The sequence below is a fragment of the Chloracidobacterium thermophilum B genome, assembly GCF_000226295.1.
In the GTDB taxonomy this organism is placed as follows: domain Bacteria; phylum Acidobacteriota; class Blastocatellia; order Chloracidobacteriales; family Chloracidobacteriaceae; genus Chloracidobacterium; species Chloracidobacterium thermophilum.
The window spans coordinates 886403-901589 of sequence record NC_016024.1 but is presented as its reverse complement, the minus strand read 5'-3'; the positions used below and the strand labels follow the sequence as shown (position 1 = coordinate 901589).

Sequence of the window (15187 nt, the reverse complement as noted above, 5' to 3'; positions counted from 1 at the left end):
CAAGAATGTTACGTCTTGCCCCCTCGGCTTGACCTGCGTACCTCAGGATGAGGCAGAGCGGATGATGATGCACGACGATTTCCACAATGATCAGTTCTCCAACCATCGGCTCCCCGAATACCCGTTTTCTGACTACAGGGCAGCAGAAGCATCTTCGGGGATGCGGGCTGCGGATAGCCCTTGGAATGAAACGGCACCAATCAGCTCATTCGGGTCTGAAGTCGAAGCAGCCGTGAACAGTGAAGCGACGACGTCAGCGGCTGCTCTGGACACAGGCCAGCTCCCGCAACCGGAAACTGCTCTACCGGATGCTGTCGCTACAGAAACCTGCTCTGAACCTTTGGCGCAGGCCCCAGAAACGCCCCTCGCTCAAGACGGAGGGGAAGGGACTGAACAGGAAACTGCCACACCGTGCCTGACCAGTGAGGCCATAGCGGCCTCTCAGGCGGATACCTGGTCACAACCTGTCTTTCGACCACTGTGGACGGTGGACAGCCAAGGGTCGTCATCCGGTTCCGGACTCGGCGACGAAGCTGGCGTGGTCATTTCGACGTTCACCGGGCCACCGCCAGCCTGGAAACACTGGGTTCGGGAAGGGTTGAGCATTGGACGGGACGTGCTTCTGGCGCTTGTTATCGCGCTGCTCATCGGGCTTTTTGTCATTCAGCCGGTCTATGTCAAAGGCACAAGTATGTTGCCACGCCTGCGTGAGGGGGAACGGCTGTTTGTCAACCGCTTTATCTACAACTTTTCCAAAATCGAGCGTGGCGACATTGTCGTGTTCTACTACCCCAAAAATCCCCAGGAAAGCTTTATCAAGCGCGTGATCGGCCTGCCCGGCGATGAAGTCACCCTGGCCAACGGCAAGCTCTACATCAACGGCAAGCTCGTGCCGGAAGGTTATCTGTCGAGTGACTACACGACGATTGTCAGCCCGCCCCGGACGTGGGTCGTTGAACCCCACCACTACTTCGTGATGGGCGATAACCGCGATGCCAGCAACGACAGTCGCAACTGGGGACTTGTCCCGGAAATGTACATCTATGGCAAGGCCGTCTATCGTTACTGGCCGGTAAGCGAGATGGGCTTCATCGAGGATGAGCCAACCCTCCTCGAACCGCTCCGCCGTCTGCAACGGATGGAAGACCGGATGGAACTCCCACCGGCGGAGTGAACGGCGGCGCGCAGCAAACCCGGAGAACAGCCCCCCACAACTTCACATCACTTCACAGGGAATCCGGCGCGCATGCAGGATACTGCCACCTACACTTGTGCTTACTGTGGTGAACCCAACGTCACCTTTCCCGACTGGAGCGGTGGCCGCCGGCAGCAATACATCGAGGATTGTACAGTTTGCTGTCAGCCAAACGTGCTTTATGTCACCCTTGAACCCGACGGCGAAACGGTCTGTGTCTTTGCGGAAGCAGGCTGATCTCCGGTTTGTCTCCGGGCGGGGAAAACTTGGGTAAAAGCCTTACACACTGTAAGCTTACTTACACATGCTGATTTTACCTCTCACTATACTGGCGCCGGTAACCCCTCCACAGGCGTGGCAGCTTCTTCCCCGGCACATGCTTTCTGGAACAATGATCTCTTGAATTCCGGCTTCACGAGCAAGGAGTCTCTATGTCTGAACTGTCCGAAGTGGACAAAACCAAACGTCTGTTTATGGGGCTTGGCTCCATTGTGATCGGTGCCGGCATTGGTGGCGCACTGGCCTATCCGATTTTTCAATTTGCTGTCGGAAACGCACTCAAAACCGGCGAAGGCGGTGAAGACAAAAACTGGATTGACCTCGGTTCAGTTGCCGATTTTGAAGAAGGTAAGCCAACTGCCAAAAAGATTACCATTGAAATTCGTGATGGATGGGTGAAGTCCTCTTCGGACGAAACCATCTGGGTTGTGAAGCGGGGCAATGAATTTCTGACCTTTACGGCGACCTGCCCGCATCTGGGCTGCAAAGTCAACTGGATTCCCGAACGGAACGAGTATTTTTGCCCCTGTCACAACAGCGCCTTTGATATCAACGGTGAGAGAAAACCTGGTTCGGCTTCGGCGCGTGGGTTGGACACGCTCGAATACCGCGTTACGGATGGCAAACTTCAGATCGTTTTCCAGAAGTTCAAAAACCTGCTTCCGACCAAAGAGGTCTTTTCGTGAAGACACACAGTATTCCTGAAGACTTCAGCCGGCGATAGCCCCCACGCATCGGCATCTGTTGCTCACTACAGGAGACAAGAAAGGTTTTCCAACTATGGCTTCTCCGGCAATTCCACAGTCAAACGGTACGTTGGGAAAAATCTACGATTGGATTGATGAGCGCGCCGGAATCAGCGAAATCATGCATGAGTTGCTTGATGAGCCGATTCCAGGTGGGACGAAATACGCCTACGCCTTTGGCAGTGCGCTCCTGTTCATTTTTGCCCTGCAATCCATTACCGGTGTTTTTCTGGCGATGTACTACGTACCGAGTGCTGAAGATGCGCACAAATCGGTCGAGTACATCATGAAGGAAGTTCCCTTTGGGGCTTTCATGCGCGGTATGCACCACTATGGCTCCAGCGCCATGGTCATCATGGTGGTGCTGCACATTCTCCAGATTGTCATCTGGGGTGCTTACAAACAGAAACGTGAACTGCTCTGGCTGGTCGGGGCCGGGTTGCTGCAACTCGTCCTGGCGTTTTCACTTTCCGGCTACCTGCTCCCGTGGGATATGAAAGCGTACTACGGGACGGTAGTCACGGTTGGAATCGCCAGTGAAGTTCCCATTATCGGGGATACCATCAAGCGCATCATCATTGGTGGCACCGAGATGGGCACCATCACCATTTCGCGCTTTTTCATGGTTCACGTCTTTCTGCTGCCGGCGCTGATGGCTGGTGGTATCGCGGCGCATCTCTACCTGTTCCGCAAAGCACAGCCGGCCGGGCCCTTCAACATGACCGAGCAGGAAGCCATGTTCAAGGTTGAACCCTTCTGGCCCGGACAGGTCTTCAAGGATGCCGTCTTTTCGCTGGTGGTGTTCGCCATCCTGGCTTATCTGTCCCTGACGACCCTGGCCCCACTTGAACCCAAAGCCGACCCGTCCCAGACCCAGTATGTTGCCCGACCGGAGTGGTACTTCCTGTTTCTGTTCCAGCTTCTGAAATACTTCCCCGGTTCGACGGCGATCATCGGCTCACTGGTCATTCCCGGCATTGTGATGGCCATCATTACCTTCCTGCCGTTCCTTGACCGCAACCCGGAACGGCATCCGCTCAAGCGTCCCTTCGTCATGCTGGGCACGATTGGGCTGCTCGTCGCCATGGGCACCCTGCACCTGCTGGCCAAGCGGGATGATGAGCAGAATTTCGCTGCCCAGCTCAAGGCGCAGGAAGAAGAAGGCGCCCGTTTCCTCAAGGAACCCTTTGAGCCGAAGGACATCAGCCGGAAAGCGGCGGTTGCGGTCGCTCCAGCACCGGAAGCCTTTGTGAAAAACTGCGCCGTCTGCCACGGTGAACAGGGCGAAGGTGGGCCGGCCGGACCCAAACTCGTCGGTGTGGCGAAAAAACCCGGACGCAGCAAGGAAGAGATTGCCGGGCTGATTGAAAATCCATCGGCCTATGGTGCCTCCAAGATGCCGCCTATGCCCCAGGTTTCGGCTGCCGACCGGGTTGCCATTGCCGACTGGATTCACACGCTCAAGTAACCTTCCTGACTGTATGGTTCTCAATGGACGTGCCTGCCGAAGCGGCAGGCACGTTTTTTTGATGCTTTTCAGAAAGCCGGCAAATCCCTGGCGCACAGCAACAGGCTATGGCTCAGCCAAAAATCCGGCACTTCAGCTGGCGTGCAGCGATAAAGATTGGTTGGGGCAACTTGTCCGAGATGGCCGTTGGTCTGGCCCGGCCGATCCACTAACTTCGGGTCAGCGTCCCCAAGTCGCACATCCTGTCAGGAGGAGAGCTGTTATGTCTGCCGCGGTAGCCCTTCGACCTCTTCCAAAAAAGCTCTCCACGGAAGGCGTCTTCAAAGCCAAGCCATCGCCACCCATTGCGCCCAGCCCATCGCCTGAAGGCACCATTGGCCGCGACATCCAACCGCCAATCTATGCGCCGATTCAGCACGAGACGTGGCGCATGCTCTACGACCGCCAGTTGGCCGCCATTCAGGGACGGGTGTGCGAGGAGTATCTCATCGGGCGTGAAAAGCTCCAGTATGAACGGGAACGGGTGCCACGGCTGGCGGATTTGAGCGAACGCCTCCGCGCCTGCACCGGATGGCAGTGCATTCGGGTGGAAGGCTACGTTCCAGAAGCGACGTTTTTCCTGCTGCTGGCCCAGAAGCTCTTTCCCTGCACGGACTTCCTGCGCCATCCAACCGAACTCGAATACACGCCGGCGCCCGACATGTTCCACGATCTGATGGGGCACCTGCCGATGATTACCAACCCGCGTTTTGCTTCGTTTTTCCGCAAATTTGGCGAGGCCGGAATTAACGCGCGGGACGAAGCCGATACGGTCAGGCTGGGACGGATTTACTGGTACACAGTCGAATTCGGTCTCATCAACCCCACGGCGCATGCCGGCGCTGACCGCGATCCACGGCTGACGAAAATCTACGGGGCCGGTATCAGCTCCTCCGTGGGGGAAATCGAACACGCCCTCTCCGACCGGGTCAGGAAAATTCCCTTCGACATCGAGCGCATAACGGAAACGCCGGTCGAAATCCACCACATGCAGGAAGAACTCTTCGAGATTGCTTCCTTCGATGAACTCGAACAATCCTTTGAAGCCTGGGCAACCGCCCAGGGCCTGATGCCAGCCTGACCAAATGCTCAAAGCGGGACGGGTGTCCAGTCCGTCCCGCCATACGGCAACTGTTCAAGCTGCCAGTTCCCCGTCGGGGTTGTCCGGGTACACCGAAAGACATCTCCGTAGGCAATCCTGATGCTGAGTGTCGCCTGTGGGTCACAACCGGTCATCCACTGAAGCAGTGCGCGAATTGTGCCGCTGTGGATGACGAGAAGCGTGGTTCTGTCCTGCCAGTCGTACAGCCAGGACGTGACCCACGGGATGACCCGCGCCTGTACATCGGCAAAGCACTCGCCTTCGGGAAAGCGTACCGTGGCTGGCGTGGCGACCCACTCCCGTGCCGTCGCCGGGTAGCGGGCTTCGACCTCGGCGAACGTCAATCCTTCAATGGCCCCGAAATGGATTTCCCGCAGGGCCGGGTCGGTTTGCACCGGCAGACCGCGCGGCCGGGCAAAGTAGTCGGCACTGGTGATTGCCCGTGTAAAGTCGCTCGCAGCAACAGCGGCCAGCGTCACCCGGCGCAGTCTGGCGGCACATCGGGCCATTTGCCGGTGTCCTTCGGGATGCAGCGGAACATCCCGCCAGCCATAACACCGTTGTTCGGGGTTGTCGGTTTTGCCATGGCGCAAAAGCAACAGACGGGTCGCCATCTCGGTTGCCAGCTCAGGCCGAAGACGCTGACGGCAGGGACGCCAGCAGGCGATTCAGGAAGGCGTCATCCCGGCCGCGATGTTCGGCTGTATGGCGAGCCGCCTGGTCACAGGCTTCCTGCTCCGGGTGGCCGGCGTGGCCCTGCGTCCACTGCCAGGTGACTTCATGCGCGGCCGCAGCGCGGTCGAGCCGCTCCCACAGCGCGTGGTTGGCCCGCCGCCGGAAGCGGCCGTTCATCGTCTCAACGACATAGCGCGAATCCGTCACAACGGCCGCCCGGCAGGGCTGCCGCAGCGCCTCCAGCCCGATGCAGGCCGCCACGATTTCCGCCTGTTGATTCGTGGCCGGGCCGAGATACTCGACGACAAACTTGCGCGTCAGCCCTTTCTGCCCCCGGTGTTCAAGCAGTGCCGCGGCAGCGGCTGAAGCCGTGTCACGTCCGTTGCCGAGACTTGAACCGTCACACACGATGCGTACTTCCGGGAGCGTTGTCATAACCTTCATGCACACGGTAACTTGTCGTTCCCGACACAGCCCGGCAAGATAGCCGACAGCCTGTCGGGTGACAACATCCGCAGGAAAGCGTCACTCCGGCCTCACCCTTTCGTCTTCCCTATGACGATTCTCATCACCGGCGGCGCCGGGTATATCGGCAGCGTCACCGTGGAACACCTGCAGCGGGCCAAACGTCCGGTGGCCATCCTGGACAACCTTTCGCGCGGCCACCGGGCGGCCGTTCCGGCAGCGGTGCCGCTCTATGTCGGCAACATCGGCGACCGTGACCTGGTTCGCCGGGTCATCCGGGAACAGAACATCACGGCGTGCATCCACTTTGCGGCGCTGGCGCTGGTCCCGGAGTCAGTTGCCAACCCGGCGCGCTACTACGACAACAACGTTGGCCAGTGCCAGATACTGCTGGACACGCTCCTGGAAGCTGGCATCCGGCGCTTTGTTTTTTCCTCGACCTGTGCCACGTACGGCCTGCCGCAATCCATCCCGATGGCCGAAAGCCATCCGCAGCAGCCCATCACGCCCTACGGCTGGTCGAAGCTGTTTGTGGAACGCATTCTGGCCGATTATGACCGGGCTTATGGCCTGCGGTTTGTGGCCCTGCGGTACTTCAACGCCGCCGGCGCAACAGTCATCCACGGTGAAGACCACGAACCGGAAACCCATCTCATTCCCAATGTGTTGCGGGTTGCCGGCGGGCGGGCCGAAGCCGTTGAAGTGTATGGCAACGACTATCCGACACCCGATGGCACGGCCATCCGCGACTACATCCACGTCAGCGATCTGGCCGCTGCCCACATTGCCGCCCTTGACGCTTTAGCGGATGGTCAACCTTCAGCCTTTCTCAACCTTGGTACTGGACGGGGACACTCCGTGCTGGAAGTGATTGAAACGGCCCGGCGCGTCACCGGCCACGCCATTCCGACCCGCATCCGCGCCCGGCGGCCCGGCGACCCGCCGCAGCTCGTGGCCGATCCACGCGCCGCCCAGGACTACCTGTGCTGGCGGCCGGCACAATCGGATTTGGAAGACATCATCCGCTCGGCCTGGCAGTGGCACAGCCGCCACCCGGACGGCTATCCCAAAGAAACCGCCTGATAGCCGACGCCATCAGCGCGCCAGGGCAAGCAGCGCGGCCATCCGTCCGGCAATGTCATCCGGCCCGGTGTAGAGCGCCGAAATCAGGGCGACGGCATCGGCTCCGGCGGCCCGGACAGGCGCTATCCGGTCGGCGGTGATGCCACCAATGGCCACCAGGGGTTTCGTCGTGACAGCGCGGACAGCGCGCACGCCTTCCAGCCCAACGACCGGATCGGGCTGTTCTTTGGTTTGGGTCTCGAAAACCGGCCCGATTGCCAGGTAATCCACGGGCAGGCGGTCAGCGGCTCTTGCTTGGGCGACGTTGTGCGTCGAGTAGCCGATGATGGCCGTCGGCCCCAGAATGGCGCGGGCTGCCACCGGATCGAGATCGTCCTGTCCGAGATGAACACCATCGGCCGCCGCAGCCCGGGCCACATCCACCCGGTCATTGACAATCACCCGGACGCCACGCGGACGGGCCAGCTCCATAACGGCACAGACCGCCTCGTAGAGCGTTCGGGCAGCGGCCTGCTTGTCCCGAATCTGCACCATGGTTGCACCGCCGGCGATGAGCGCTTCGACCACCGTCCGAAGGGAAAGCCCAACCTGCGGCGAAGTAATGGGATAGACCGGCGGCAACGTCCAGGACAACACAGCGTTCATTTTCATCCGGGGAAGGCTGTACCAACTCAGGCTGCTCAATATCTCGCTTTTCGCCTTGCTTTCAAGGTATGTTCGAGACAGCAACCCTCGATTCCATCTGCAACTGATACGCACTCAATGGCTTCATCATCCACATCTGCGGCGTCTGCGACGCGCGCCGGCACCTCGCAAACCGCTAGGGCCACCAACGTCAAAACCACGCGCAAAACCGGAAAAGGGACTTCATCCGATGCCACCGCGCCCCAGTCGCTGGCGGATGCCCAGCCGGTGTTTCCCTTCACGGCCATTCTGGGGCAGGAAGAAATGAAGCGGGCGTTGCTGCTGAATGCCGTCAACCCCAACATTCGGGGCATTCTGGTGCTGGGCCACCGGGGCACGGCCAAATCCACGTCCATCCGCGCACTGGCCGATGTCCTGCCGCCAATCGAATTCGTCGCCGAATGTCCCTACCGCTGCCCTCCCGACAAACCGGCCGGGTTGTGTGACACCTGCCGCAATGCCAAACCACGTGCCAAGCTGCCGACGATGGTTGGGCGGGTTCCGGTGGTGGACCTGCCGCTGGGCGCAACTGAAGACCGTCTGTGCGGCACACTCGACATCGAACGGGCCCTCAGCCAGGGGCAGAAAGCCTTTGAGCCAGGGCTGCTGGCCAAGGCCAATCGCGGCTTTCTCTACATTGACGAAGTCAATCTGCTCGAAGACCACCTCGTGGATGTCCTGCTCGACTCCGCCGCCGGCGGCATCAACATCGTTGAGCGGGAAGGCATTTCGATTGCCCATCCGGCCAGGTTCACGCTCATCGGCTCCGGCAACCCGGAAGAAGGTGAGTTGCGCCCGCAGCTTCTTGACCGCTTTGGCCTTATGGCCGAAATCCGCACGATTACCGACATTGACACGCGCATTGCCATCGTCAAACGGCGACTGGCTTTTGAGCGCGATCCCATCGGGTTTCGCGCCGAGTATGAACCAGCCCAGCAGGCCCTCCGTACGCGCCTGGTTCAGGCGCGCGACCGGCTGGATACGCTGGACGTACCCGATGACATCCTGCGCTTCATTGCCCGGCTCTGCGTGGCGCTCGATGTGGACGGCCACCGGGGCGAAATCACCCTGCTGAATGCCGCTCTGGCAAATGCGGCATTTGAAGGCCGCGCCCACGTCACGCGCGATGACATCCGGGCGGTGGCGACGCTCTCTCTTCGCCACCGACTGCGCAAGGACCCGCTGGACCGCACGGACGGCGGCGAAAAAATCCGGTGGGCGCTCGAAAAACTCGAAAAAGAATCGCAGTAGGGAGCAAGCATCATGGCACGTCTGAAGCCGACGGCTCACACCGGCATCACCCTCGTGGTGGGATTGCTGTTGGGTCTGGGCCTGGGTTCAACCGGCACCGCCGTGTGGGGACAGCGGGAAGCGGCACCGCGCCTCAACCCACAGGAACGGACGCTCGACGCCAACCTGTTTATGCAAACCTCAGCGGAGTATGTCGCCTGTTGTTTGCAAACCTACGCTTGGGCCAGCGAACGGCTGCGCCAGCGCCTCGCGGCACTCGCGCCCTCGGAACGGCCGCCGGCCGTCATCCTCGATCTCGATGAAACCGTTCTGGACAACGCCGGATTCCAGTCGTTTCTTGACCGCGAAAGCAAGTCCTACGAAAAAGCCCTCTGGGACCGCTGGGAGCGGGATTTTCCTACAGAAACACGCCTTGTTCCCGGAGCCAAAGGTTTCATTGAGGAAGCCGAACGCGCTGGCGTGACGGTGGTGTACATCTCCAACCGTACCGACCGGGAAGCGACGGTGGCCGCCCTGCGCCACAACGGGCTGTCTGTGGAAGGCATTGCCGACCGCCTCCTGCTGCGTACGGATACGGCCGACAAAACCGCCCGCCGCAAGGCCGTTGAGGAACGATACCGCGTCCTGCTCTACATCGGTGACAACCTGCGTGACTTTTCGGAAATCTTCGTCACGCCCGAACTCGCGCCCGACGCGACGGACGACGCCCGGCGGCAGGCGCTGGCAAAGCGCCGGATGGCGGTTGAGCAACATGCTTACCGGTTCGGAACGGACTGGTTCATTCTGCCAAATCCCGTGTATGGCGAGTGGCAGGTTCCGCTGGGCCGCGAACCACGGCGTTTTCTGCGCCCCACAGAGATGCGTTGACCGGCGCGGCTGGCAACCGCATCGCGCATCACAGGTACTTGGTTTGGCTTACCTTTCGGTGGCGGGCGTAGCACTGCTGCCCGATGGCTGTCCGTCAGCCAACATGGTTACGCCGAGAAGCTGCCACGTCCGACCGCCATCAGTGGAAACGTAGTAGCAAAACTTGAAATCCTTATCGTCGGATACGCTGTTACTGCCACTATACTCTGCTCGTGCAACACCAAGGGTACTGCCGGGAGCCCCATGTTCACCAGGTTCACCATACTTTCCGTGCTGACCGTAATTCCCGTGGCCCGGAAACTCCGGGTATTTCTTATCTTTCCTGACAGAACAAAGAGCGCTGTCGTGTCCCGGTCTGGCACCTGGGTGCCCTGCCGAACCCAGATGTCCAGCATGACCTAAATTTCCACCATAGCCTCCTCTGCCGGGACCACTGTACATTCTGATCTTGGCGAGGCCGCAGTAGGTCACGGTAATATCACCGCCGTTGCCACCATTGCCCCCCTTACCACCTTTCCCAGCGTTACCACCATTACCACCCCTCCCAGCCGCCCCGACATTCCCACCACAGCCGCCGCGTCCATACTGATAGTTACAACTGGCGCCATCTCCGCCCCGTCCACCGTTGCCACCGCGCCCACCACGCCCGCCATCACCACCTCTGCCACCGCTACCGCCATCACCACCCCGTGCAGTAAAAATGTAGTCAGTCGTATCATTGGCAGGAATATCACATGTGATAGAAGGCGCAGTCTCTCCATCCCTGCCCGGTTGTCCGTCACTCCCATGCTCTCCATCGCCCCCGCGCTGACCGGCCTCTCCGGGCCGCCCATCTATCGTATCGGCACTGTCACAGGTTCCATCCGCTCCATCGGCCCCATTTGCCCCATCCGCTCCATTCGCACCGTGCTTCCCATCCGCCCCATCGGCCCCCGGCAGTTCATCACAGTTCGGCGGACACTTCCCTTTCCGCACCATTTCCCGCCATTCATCCCGCCCAAAACCCTTCACAACTATCATCACACGCCCTGCCTGCGCACCCATGAACCGGGGCGGCTCTGCCTGAAACAGGTAAATGTGATGTGACCCCTCGAACACCACCTCCCGTCCTTCAACCACCATCTGCCGCGCAACAATCACCACATCCCCCGTTGCCTCGACCCGCTCCGGCACCACCACCGTGTCTCCCATCCACACCCCCTGCGCCTGCCCGCCCAGCCGCTGCACCGCCCGGAACAAAGCCTCCCGCTCCAACTGCGCCCGCAGCCGTGGATACCACTCCCCACCCAGCAGCAGGTATGGATTAAAGCCAATGCCGCTCCGCCGCAGCAAAGCCGCCCCAGCCCGGAACGCCAGCGCCTGCCGCGTCAACACCCGCCACGCCAGCACCATGCCGTACTCCGGCGATTTTTTCAGAAAGTCTTTCACCTCTTCTGCCGTCGGCGGCCGGTCAATGTCGTCAACCCGCCGCAAAACAACGATCTCCAACGGCTCAGGGGAAGCTGCCGACTTCGCGGAAGCCCCAGCTTCCTGCCCGGCACTCCCGCCAAGCACCGGCGACTGCGCCGGCACACGCATCACCCCGACTGGTGTGGCAACCACCAGCAGCCACACCAGCCCCAGACACCACCAGCGACGACAGGCAAAAGACATCACCACAACCTCACCTTGGAAAAGCATTCAGGATGCTGCAAGCCTACAGGACTTTTTTTTTGCGTCAACCGTGCATACGGGTTCTCACGTGACCGCCTGGAGAAAAGCAGCCTGACCGGTCACCGGAAGGCAAGGACTGGTTCAAACCTGTGGTTCAGGCCGGGCGCGACACGGCTTTCCCGGCGACAGGGGCAAGGCGTACCGGCACGCCGCTGAGGGCGGCGTTTCCGCTGACTTCATCCACCATTTGCTCGTCGGTGATGTCGTTGATGCTGACGCCGGGATAGCGCCGGGCAACGTCGAGCTGGACGCCGGGACGGTCATGCCCCCAACCGTGCGGCAGGCTGACCACACCGGGCATGACCTCATCGGAAACTTCTGCCGGGGCGGTGATTTCCCCGGCACGGGACATAACCTTCACCATCTGCCCGGAGGTAATGCCATACCGCCGGGCGTCGTCAGGATGCACCAACAGCGTGCAGCGGGCTTTGCCGCGTACCAGCCGTTCACTGTTGTGCATCCACGAGTTGTTGCTGCGAAGCTGACGCCGGCCAATGAGCAGCAGCATCCCATTGGCAGCAGGCGGCATCGGCTGGGCCTGAAGCTGCGCCTGAAGACGCGGCACATCCTGCGTCAACATCTCCGGCGCAAGAGCAATGCGCCTGTTTTTTGTCCAGAGCCGTCCGGGCAGCGCCGGTTGGAGCGGCCCCAGATCAATCCCGTGCGGAGCCGCCTTGACTTTCGCCAATGTCAAGCCGTCGCCGAACAGTCCCGTTCCGTAAGGACCGAAACGAAATGCCAAATCCAGCATGCCATCGAGGCCAAGCCCCAACCGGACACCCCGCCGCAGTTGCGCCCGGATGGCTTCCAGTGGTGTCCGGCTGGCGAGGCGCGTTTCGAGTTCGAGAAAAATCTGCCAGTCGTGGCGCGTATCGTCCGCCGGAGCAAACACGGCCGGCGAGTATTTGACCGTATTGCGAACGGCCAGATGGTGAAAAATCGCCGCGTAGTTTTCGTGCTCCAGCGAACCCGTCGGCGGCAGGATGATGTGCGCGTGGCGGGTCGTCTCGTTGATGTAGATGTCCACCGCCGCCATGAACTCCAGCGTGGCCAGCGCCGCATCGAGTTGCCGACCGTTGGGCGTCGAAAGGACGGGATTGCCGGCAATCGTCACCAGAGCGCGGATTTGCCCCTTACCCGGCGTCAGGATTTCTTCGGCCAGCGCCGCCACGGGCAGTTCACCGGCAAACTCCGGCAGGCCGCGGACGCGACTTTTCCACGCTCCCAGATGCCCGGCCGTGAACCGCTCCAGCGGGTCAAGCGCCGCTTTGGGAAACATGGCTCCGCCTTCCCGGTCAAGGTTGCCGGTGACGATGTTCAGTGCGTTGACAAGCCACTGGGCGCTTGTCCCGAAGGTCTGGATGGAAAGCCCGACGCGGCCGTAGCACACGGCCGCCGACGCGGTGGCAAACTCACGGGCCAGTGCCTCGATGGTCTCAGCGGCAATGCCGGTGAGTGGCGCGACGCGCGCCGGCGGGAAATCACGCACGATGGCCGCCAGCGTTTCGACGCCATCGGTAAATGCCGCCAGCCGCCCCAGCCGAACGCGCCCTTCGGCAAACAGGACGTGCAGCATGGCAAGCAGCAGGTAGGCATCCGTTCCCGGCCGGATGAAAAGATGCTGGTCGGCAAGTTCGGCCGTTTCCGTCCGGCGCGGGTCCACAACGACCACCCTGCCGCCACGGGCGCGCAACGCCTGTAACCGCCGCGACATGCCGGGCGCGGTCATGAGGCTGCCGTTCGAGACCACCGGATTCGCCCCCATGATGAGAAAAAACTGCGTCCGCTCCACGTCCGGCACGGGCAAAAGCAGTCCGTGGCCGAACATGGCGTGGGCCGCGACCATGTGCGGCAACTGGTCAACTGAACTGGCGGAGTAGATGTTCCTGGTCTTCAGCGTCCGCACAAAGGACGGGAACGAAAGCACCGTGCCGAAGTTGTGCACGGCCGGGTTGCCCTGGTAGGTCGCCACGGCGTTGTTGCCATGGCGTTCCTGGATGTCGCGCAGACGCCCGGCCACTTCATCGAAAGCCGCCTCCCAGGTGATCCGCTCCCAGTTGCCGCCACGGGTGCGGCGGACCGGATGCCGCAGCCGGTTGGGATCGGTGTGCAGGTCTTGCAGGGCAACCCCTTTCGGGCAGATATACCCCTGGCTGAAAGGGTCCTGCCGGTCGCCTTCGATGCGTACGATGTCATTGCCGCGAACGGTGATTTCGAGACCGCACATGGCCTCGCACAGGTTGCACGTCCGGTAATGCTGCCGGTCAGTCGCCATGGGTTCGGCTCCAGGGTATGGGCGTCAGCGCACTTCGCGCCAGGGAATGGTGCTCGGTGGCGGAACGTAGGGTTGCACCTTGCGGGCGGGAAAACCGTGGGTCAGCGCCAGAGCTTCCCATTCGTCCGCCGTCCGTTCGGCAAGCAGGGTTCTGATTTCGACGTACACCGGATTGCTTTCAATAGCCGGCGAGAACGCCGAAGCCTTCCAGTCTTCGCGTCCGACGGCAGCGCAGAAGCGTTGCCAGAAATGCGGCTCCAGCAGCCCCAGCGCCAACTGCCCCTCGCGGGTCGGATAGATACCGTAGCAGACGATGCTTCCATCAAGCTTGACGGGCGGCGGATAGGCCAGCCCGGCTGCCGCTTCGGACAAATACACTTCATAGAAGCCGCCGCCCTTGCGCAGCCCGTCCAGCGCTGCGATGACCGCCCAGTAGGCCCCGGCCCCGTCCGCAATTTGCAGGTACTTCCAGCCGTCGCCAAAGCGGGGGATGAAACCGCCGCCCGCGAGATAGGTCAGATCATGGCCCGGCGCTTCGTACAGGGCCGCTTCGCGGTAGCTGGCAATCCGTACGTAGGTCAGCTTTGGGTTGATGGCGCGCAGTGTTTCCGGCCCGACGCCCAGACGCTCCATGACACCCGGACGGTTCATTTCCAGCAGGATGGCCGCTTCGGCGACGAGTGCCTTGAGTTGCCCGACGCCATCGGGGGTTTTCAGATCAAGGGTGATTGTCTGCTTTCCGGCTGCCAGCCAGTTGTAAAGCTGTGGTGACAGCGCCTGCGTCAGGTCGCCAGCCGGCGGCAGCAGACGTACGACTTCAAAGCCAAGGTCCGCAAGCATCCGCCCGGCCAGCGGGCCGGGCAGAAGGCGGCACAGATCGAGTACCTTCTGTGACATGCGAGATGTGTTTACCCGTCATCAGGTTCAGAGTTGTGTGCGCCCAGCATAGTCCTGATTGCCGGGCGGTTGGAAGAGCCGGCGGGCTAAAGTCAGCAATTCTGACACCTCAAAGGGTTTCTGAAGGAAGACAGCGCCTTCCGGGCAGCGGCCCGCAATCTGATGGTGGGAGCGGAGCGTCCCCGAAAGCCCAACCATGGGCAGGGTTGGGTAACGTTGGCGAATCCGCCACATCAGTTCGAGGCCGCTCATGCGGGGCATGTCGAAGTCCGTGATGACGCCATCAAGTTCGCTCAGTAAGCGCAGCTTCTCCAGGGCCGATGGGCCATCCGTCGCCGTGACAACCGTAAACTCGTCCTGTAGGATGTCATTGAGCAACTCCAAAACGAGTTCATCATCGTCAACAACCAGCAACACCGGTGCTTTCATAAGCCTTCTCTGGCAGGCA

Annotated in this window: 15 protein-coding genes; 8 read left to right on the top strand and 7 right to left on the bottom strand. The window is 61.1% G+C overall.

What is annotated here, in order from left to right; all coding sequences use genetic code 11:
* Positions 1-538 precede the first annotated feature (538 nt).
* The 5 genes from lepB (at position 539) to CABTHER_RS03795 (ending at position 4808) form a co-directional block, all read left to right on the top strand.
* Positions 539-1174: a signal peptidase I gene (gene lepB, locus CABTHER_RS17205; RefSeq protein WP_187288411.1), complete on the top strand. Its 636-nt coding sequence runs from the start codon at positions 539-541 to the stop codon at positions 1172-1174.
* 72 nt (positions 1175-1246) lie between these two features.
* Complete coding sequence (locus CABTHER_RS03810) at positions 1247-1432, top strand: CPXCG motif-containing cysteine-rich protein (RefSeq protein WP_014099268.1); 186 nt, start codon at positions 1247-1249, stop codon at positions 1430-1432.
* A 194-nt stretch (positions 1433-1626) separates the two neighbouring features.
* Positions 1627-2160, top strand: coding sequence for a QcrA and Rieske domain-containing protein (locus tag CABTHER_RS15465; protein ID WP_014099267.1), 534 nt, complete (start codon positions 1627-1629; stop codon positions 2158-2160).
* A 94-nt stretch (positions 2161-2254) separates the two neighbouring features.
* Positions 2255-3688, top strand: a complete 1434-nt coding sequence (locus CABTHER_RS03800) for a cytochrome b N-terminal domain-containing protein (RefSeq protein WP_014099266.1) — start codon at positions 2255-2257, stop codon at positions 3686-3688.
* Between the two features lie 262 nt (positions 3689-3950).
* Complete coding sequence (locus tag CABTHER_RS03795; RefSeq protein ID WP_014099265.1) at positions 3951-4808, top strand: phenylalanine 4-monooxygenase; 858 nt, start codon at positions 3951-3953, stop codon at positions 4806-4808.
* 8 nt (positions 4809-4816) lie between these two features.
* Here CABTHER_RS03795 and CABTHER_RS03790 read toward each other — a convergent pair whose 3' ends face one another.
* Entirely contained in the window at positions 4817-5443 is a 627-nt protein-coding gene (locus CABTHER_RS03790; RefSeq protein ID WP_014099264.1) for a histidine phosphatase family protein, read from the bottom strand.
* 13 nt (positions 5444-5456) lie between these two features.
* Positions 5457-5939: an RNase H family protein gene (locus tag CABTHER_RS15460; RefSeq protein WP_014099263.1), complete on the bottom strand. Its 483-nt coding sequence runs from the start codon at positions 5937-5939 to the stop codon at positions 5457-5459.
* Positions 5940-6059: 120 nt separating this feature from the next.
* Here CABTHER_RS15460 and galE point away from each other — a divergent pair, with 120 nt between their 5' ends.
* The gene (gene galE, locus CABTHER_RS03780) at positions 6060-7052 is read left to right on the top strand and encodes a UDP-glucose 4-epimerase GalE (RefSeq protein WP_014099262.1); all 993 of its coding nucleotides are present in this window, start codon (positions 6060-6062) and stop codon (positions 7050-7052) included.
* Positions 7053-7064: 12 nt separating this feature from the next.
* Here galE and thiE read toward each other — a convergent pair whose 3' ends face one another.
* Entirely contained in the window at positions 7065-7781 is a 717-nt protein-coding gene (gene thiE / locus CABTHER_RS03775) for a thiamine phosphate synthase (RefSeq protein ID WP_228374069.1), read from the bottom strand.
* A 33-nt stretch (positions 7782-7814) separates the two neighbouring features.
* Between thiE and bchI the strand changes: the two genes are divergently transcribed.
* Entirely contained in the window at positions 7815-8987 is a 1173-nt protein-coding gene (gene bchI / locus CABTHER_RS03770) for a magnesium chelatase ATPase subunit I (protein ID WP_014099260.1), read from the top strand.
* Positions 8988-8999: 12 nt separating this feature from the next.
* A complete protein-coding gene (locus tag CABTHER_RS15455; RefSeq protein ID WP_014099259.1) occupies positions 9000-9854 on the top strand; it encodes a 5'-nucleotidase, lipoprotein e(P4) family in 855 nt (284 codons plus the stop codon).
* A 48-nt stretch (positions 9855-9902) separates the two neighbouring features.
* Here CABTHER_RS15455 and CABTHER_RS17705 read toward each other — a convergent pair whose 3' ends face one another.
* The 4 genes from CABTHER_RS17705 to CABTHER_RS15440 all read right to left on the bottom strand — a co-directional run bounded on the left by CABTHER_RS17705 (position 9903) and on the right by CABTHER_RS15440 (position 15168).
* Positions 9903-11507, bottom strand: coding sequence for a collagen-like protein (locus CABTHER_RS17705; protein WP_187288410.1), 1605 nt, complete (start codon positions 11505-11507; stop codon positions 9903-9905).
* Positions 11508-11661: 154 nt separating this feature from the next.
* On the bottom strand, positions 11662-13842 hold the full coding sequence (locus tag CABTHER_RS03755) for a molybdopterin oxidoreductase family protein (protein ID WP_014099254.1): 2181 nt from the start codon (positions 13840-13842) through the stop codon (positions 11662-11664).
* Between the two features lie 24 nt (positions 13843-13866).
* Entirely contained in the window at positions 13867-14739 is an 873-nt protein-coding gene (locus tag CABTHER_RS03750) for a CoA transferase (RefSeq protein ID WP_014099253.1), read from the bottom strand.
* A 27-nt stretch (positions 14740-14766) separates the two neighbouring features.
* On the bottom strand, positions 14767-15168 hold the full coding sequence (locus CABTHER_RS15440; RefSeq protein WP_014099252.1) for a response regulator: 402 nt from the start codon (positions 15166-15168) through the stop codon (positions 14767-14769).
* Positions 15169-15187 lie beyond the last annotated feature (19 nt).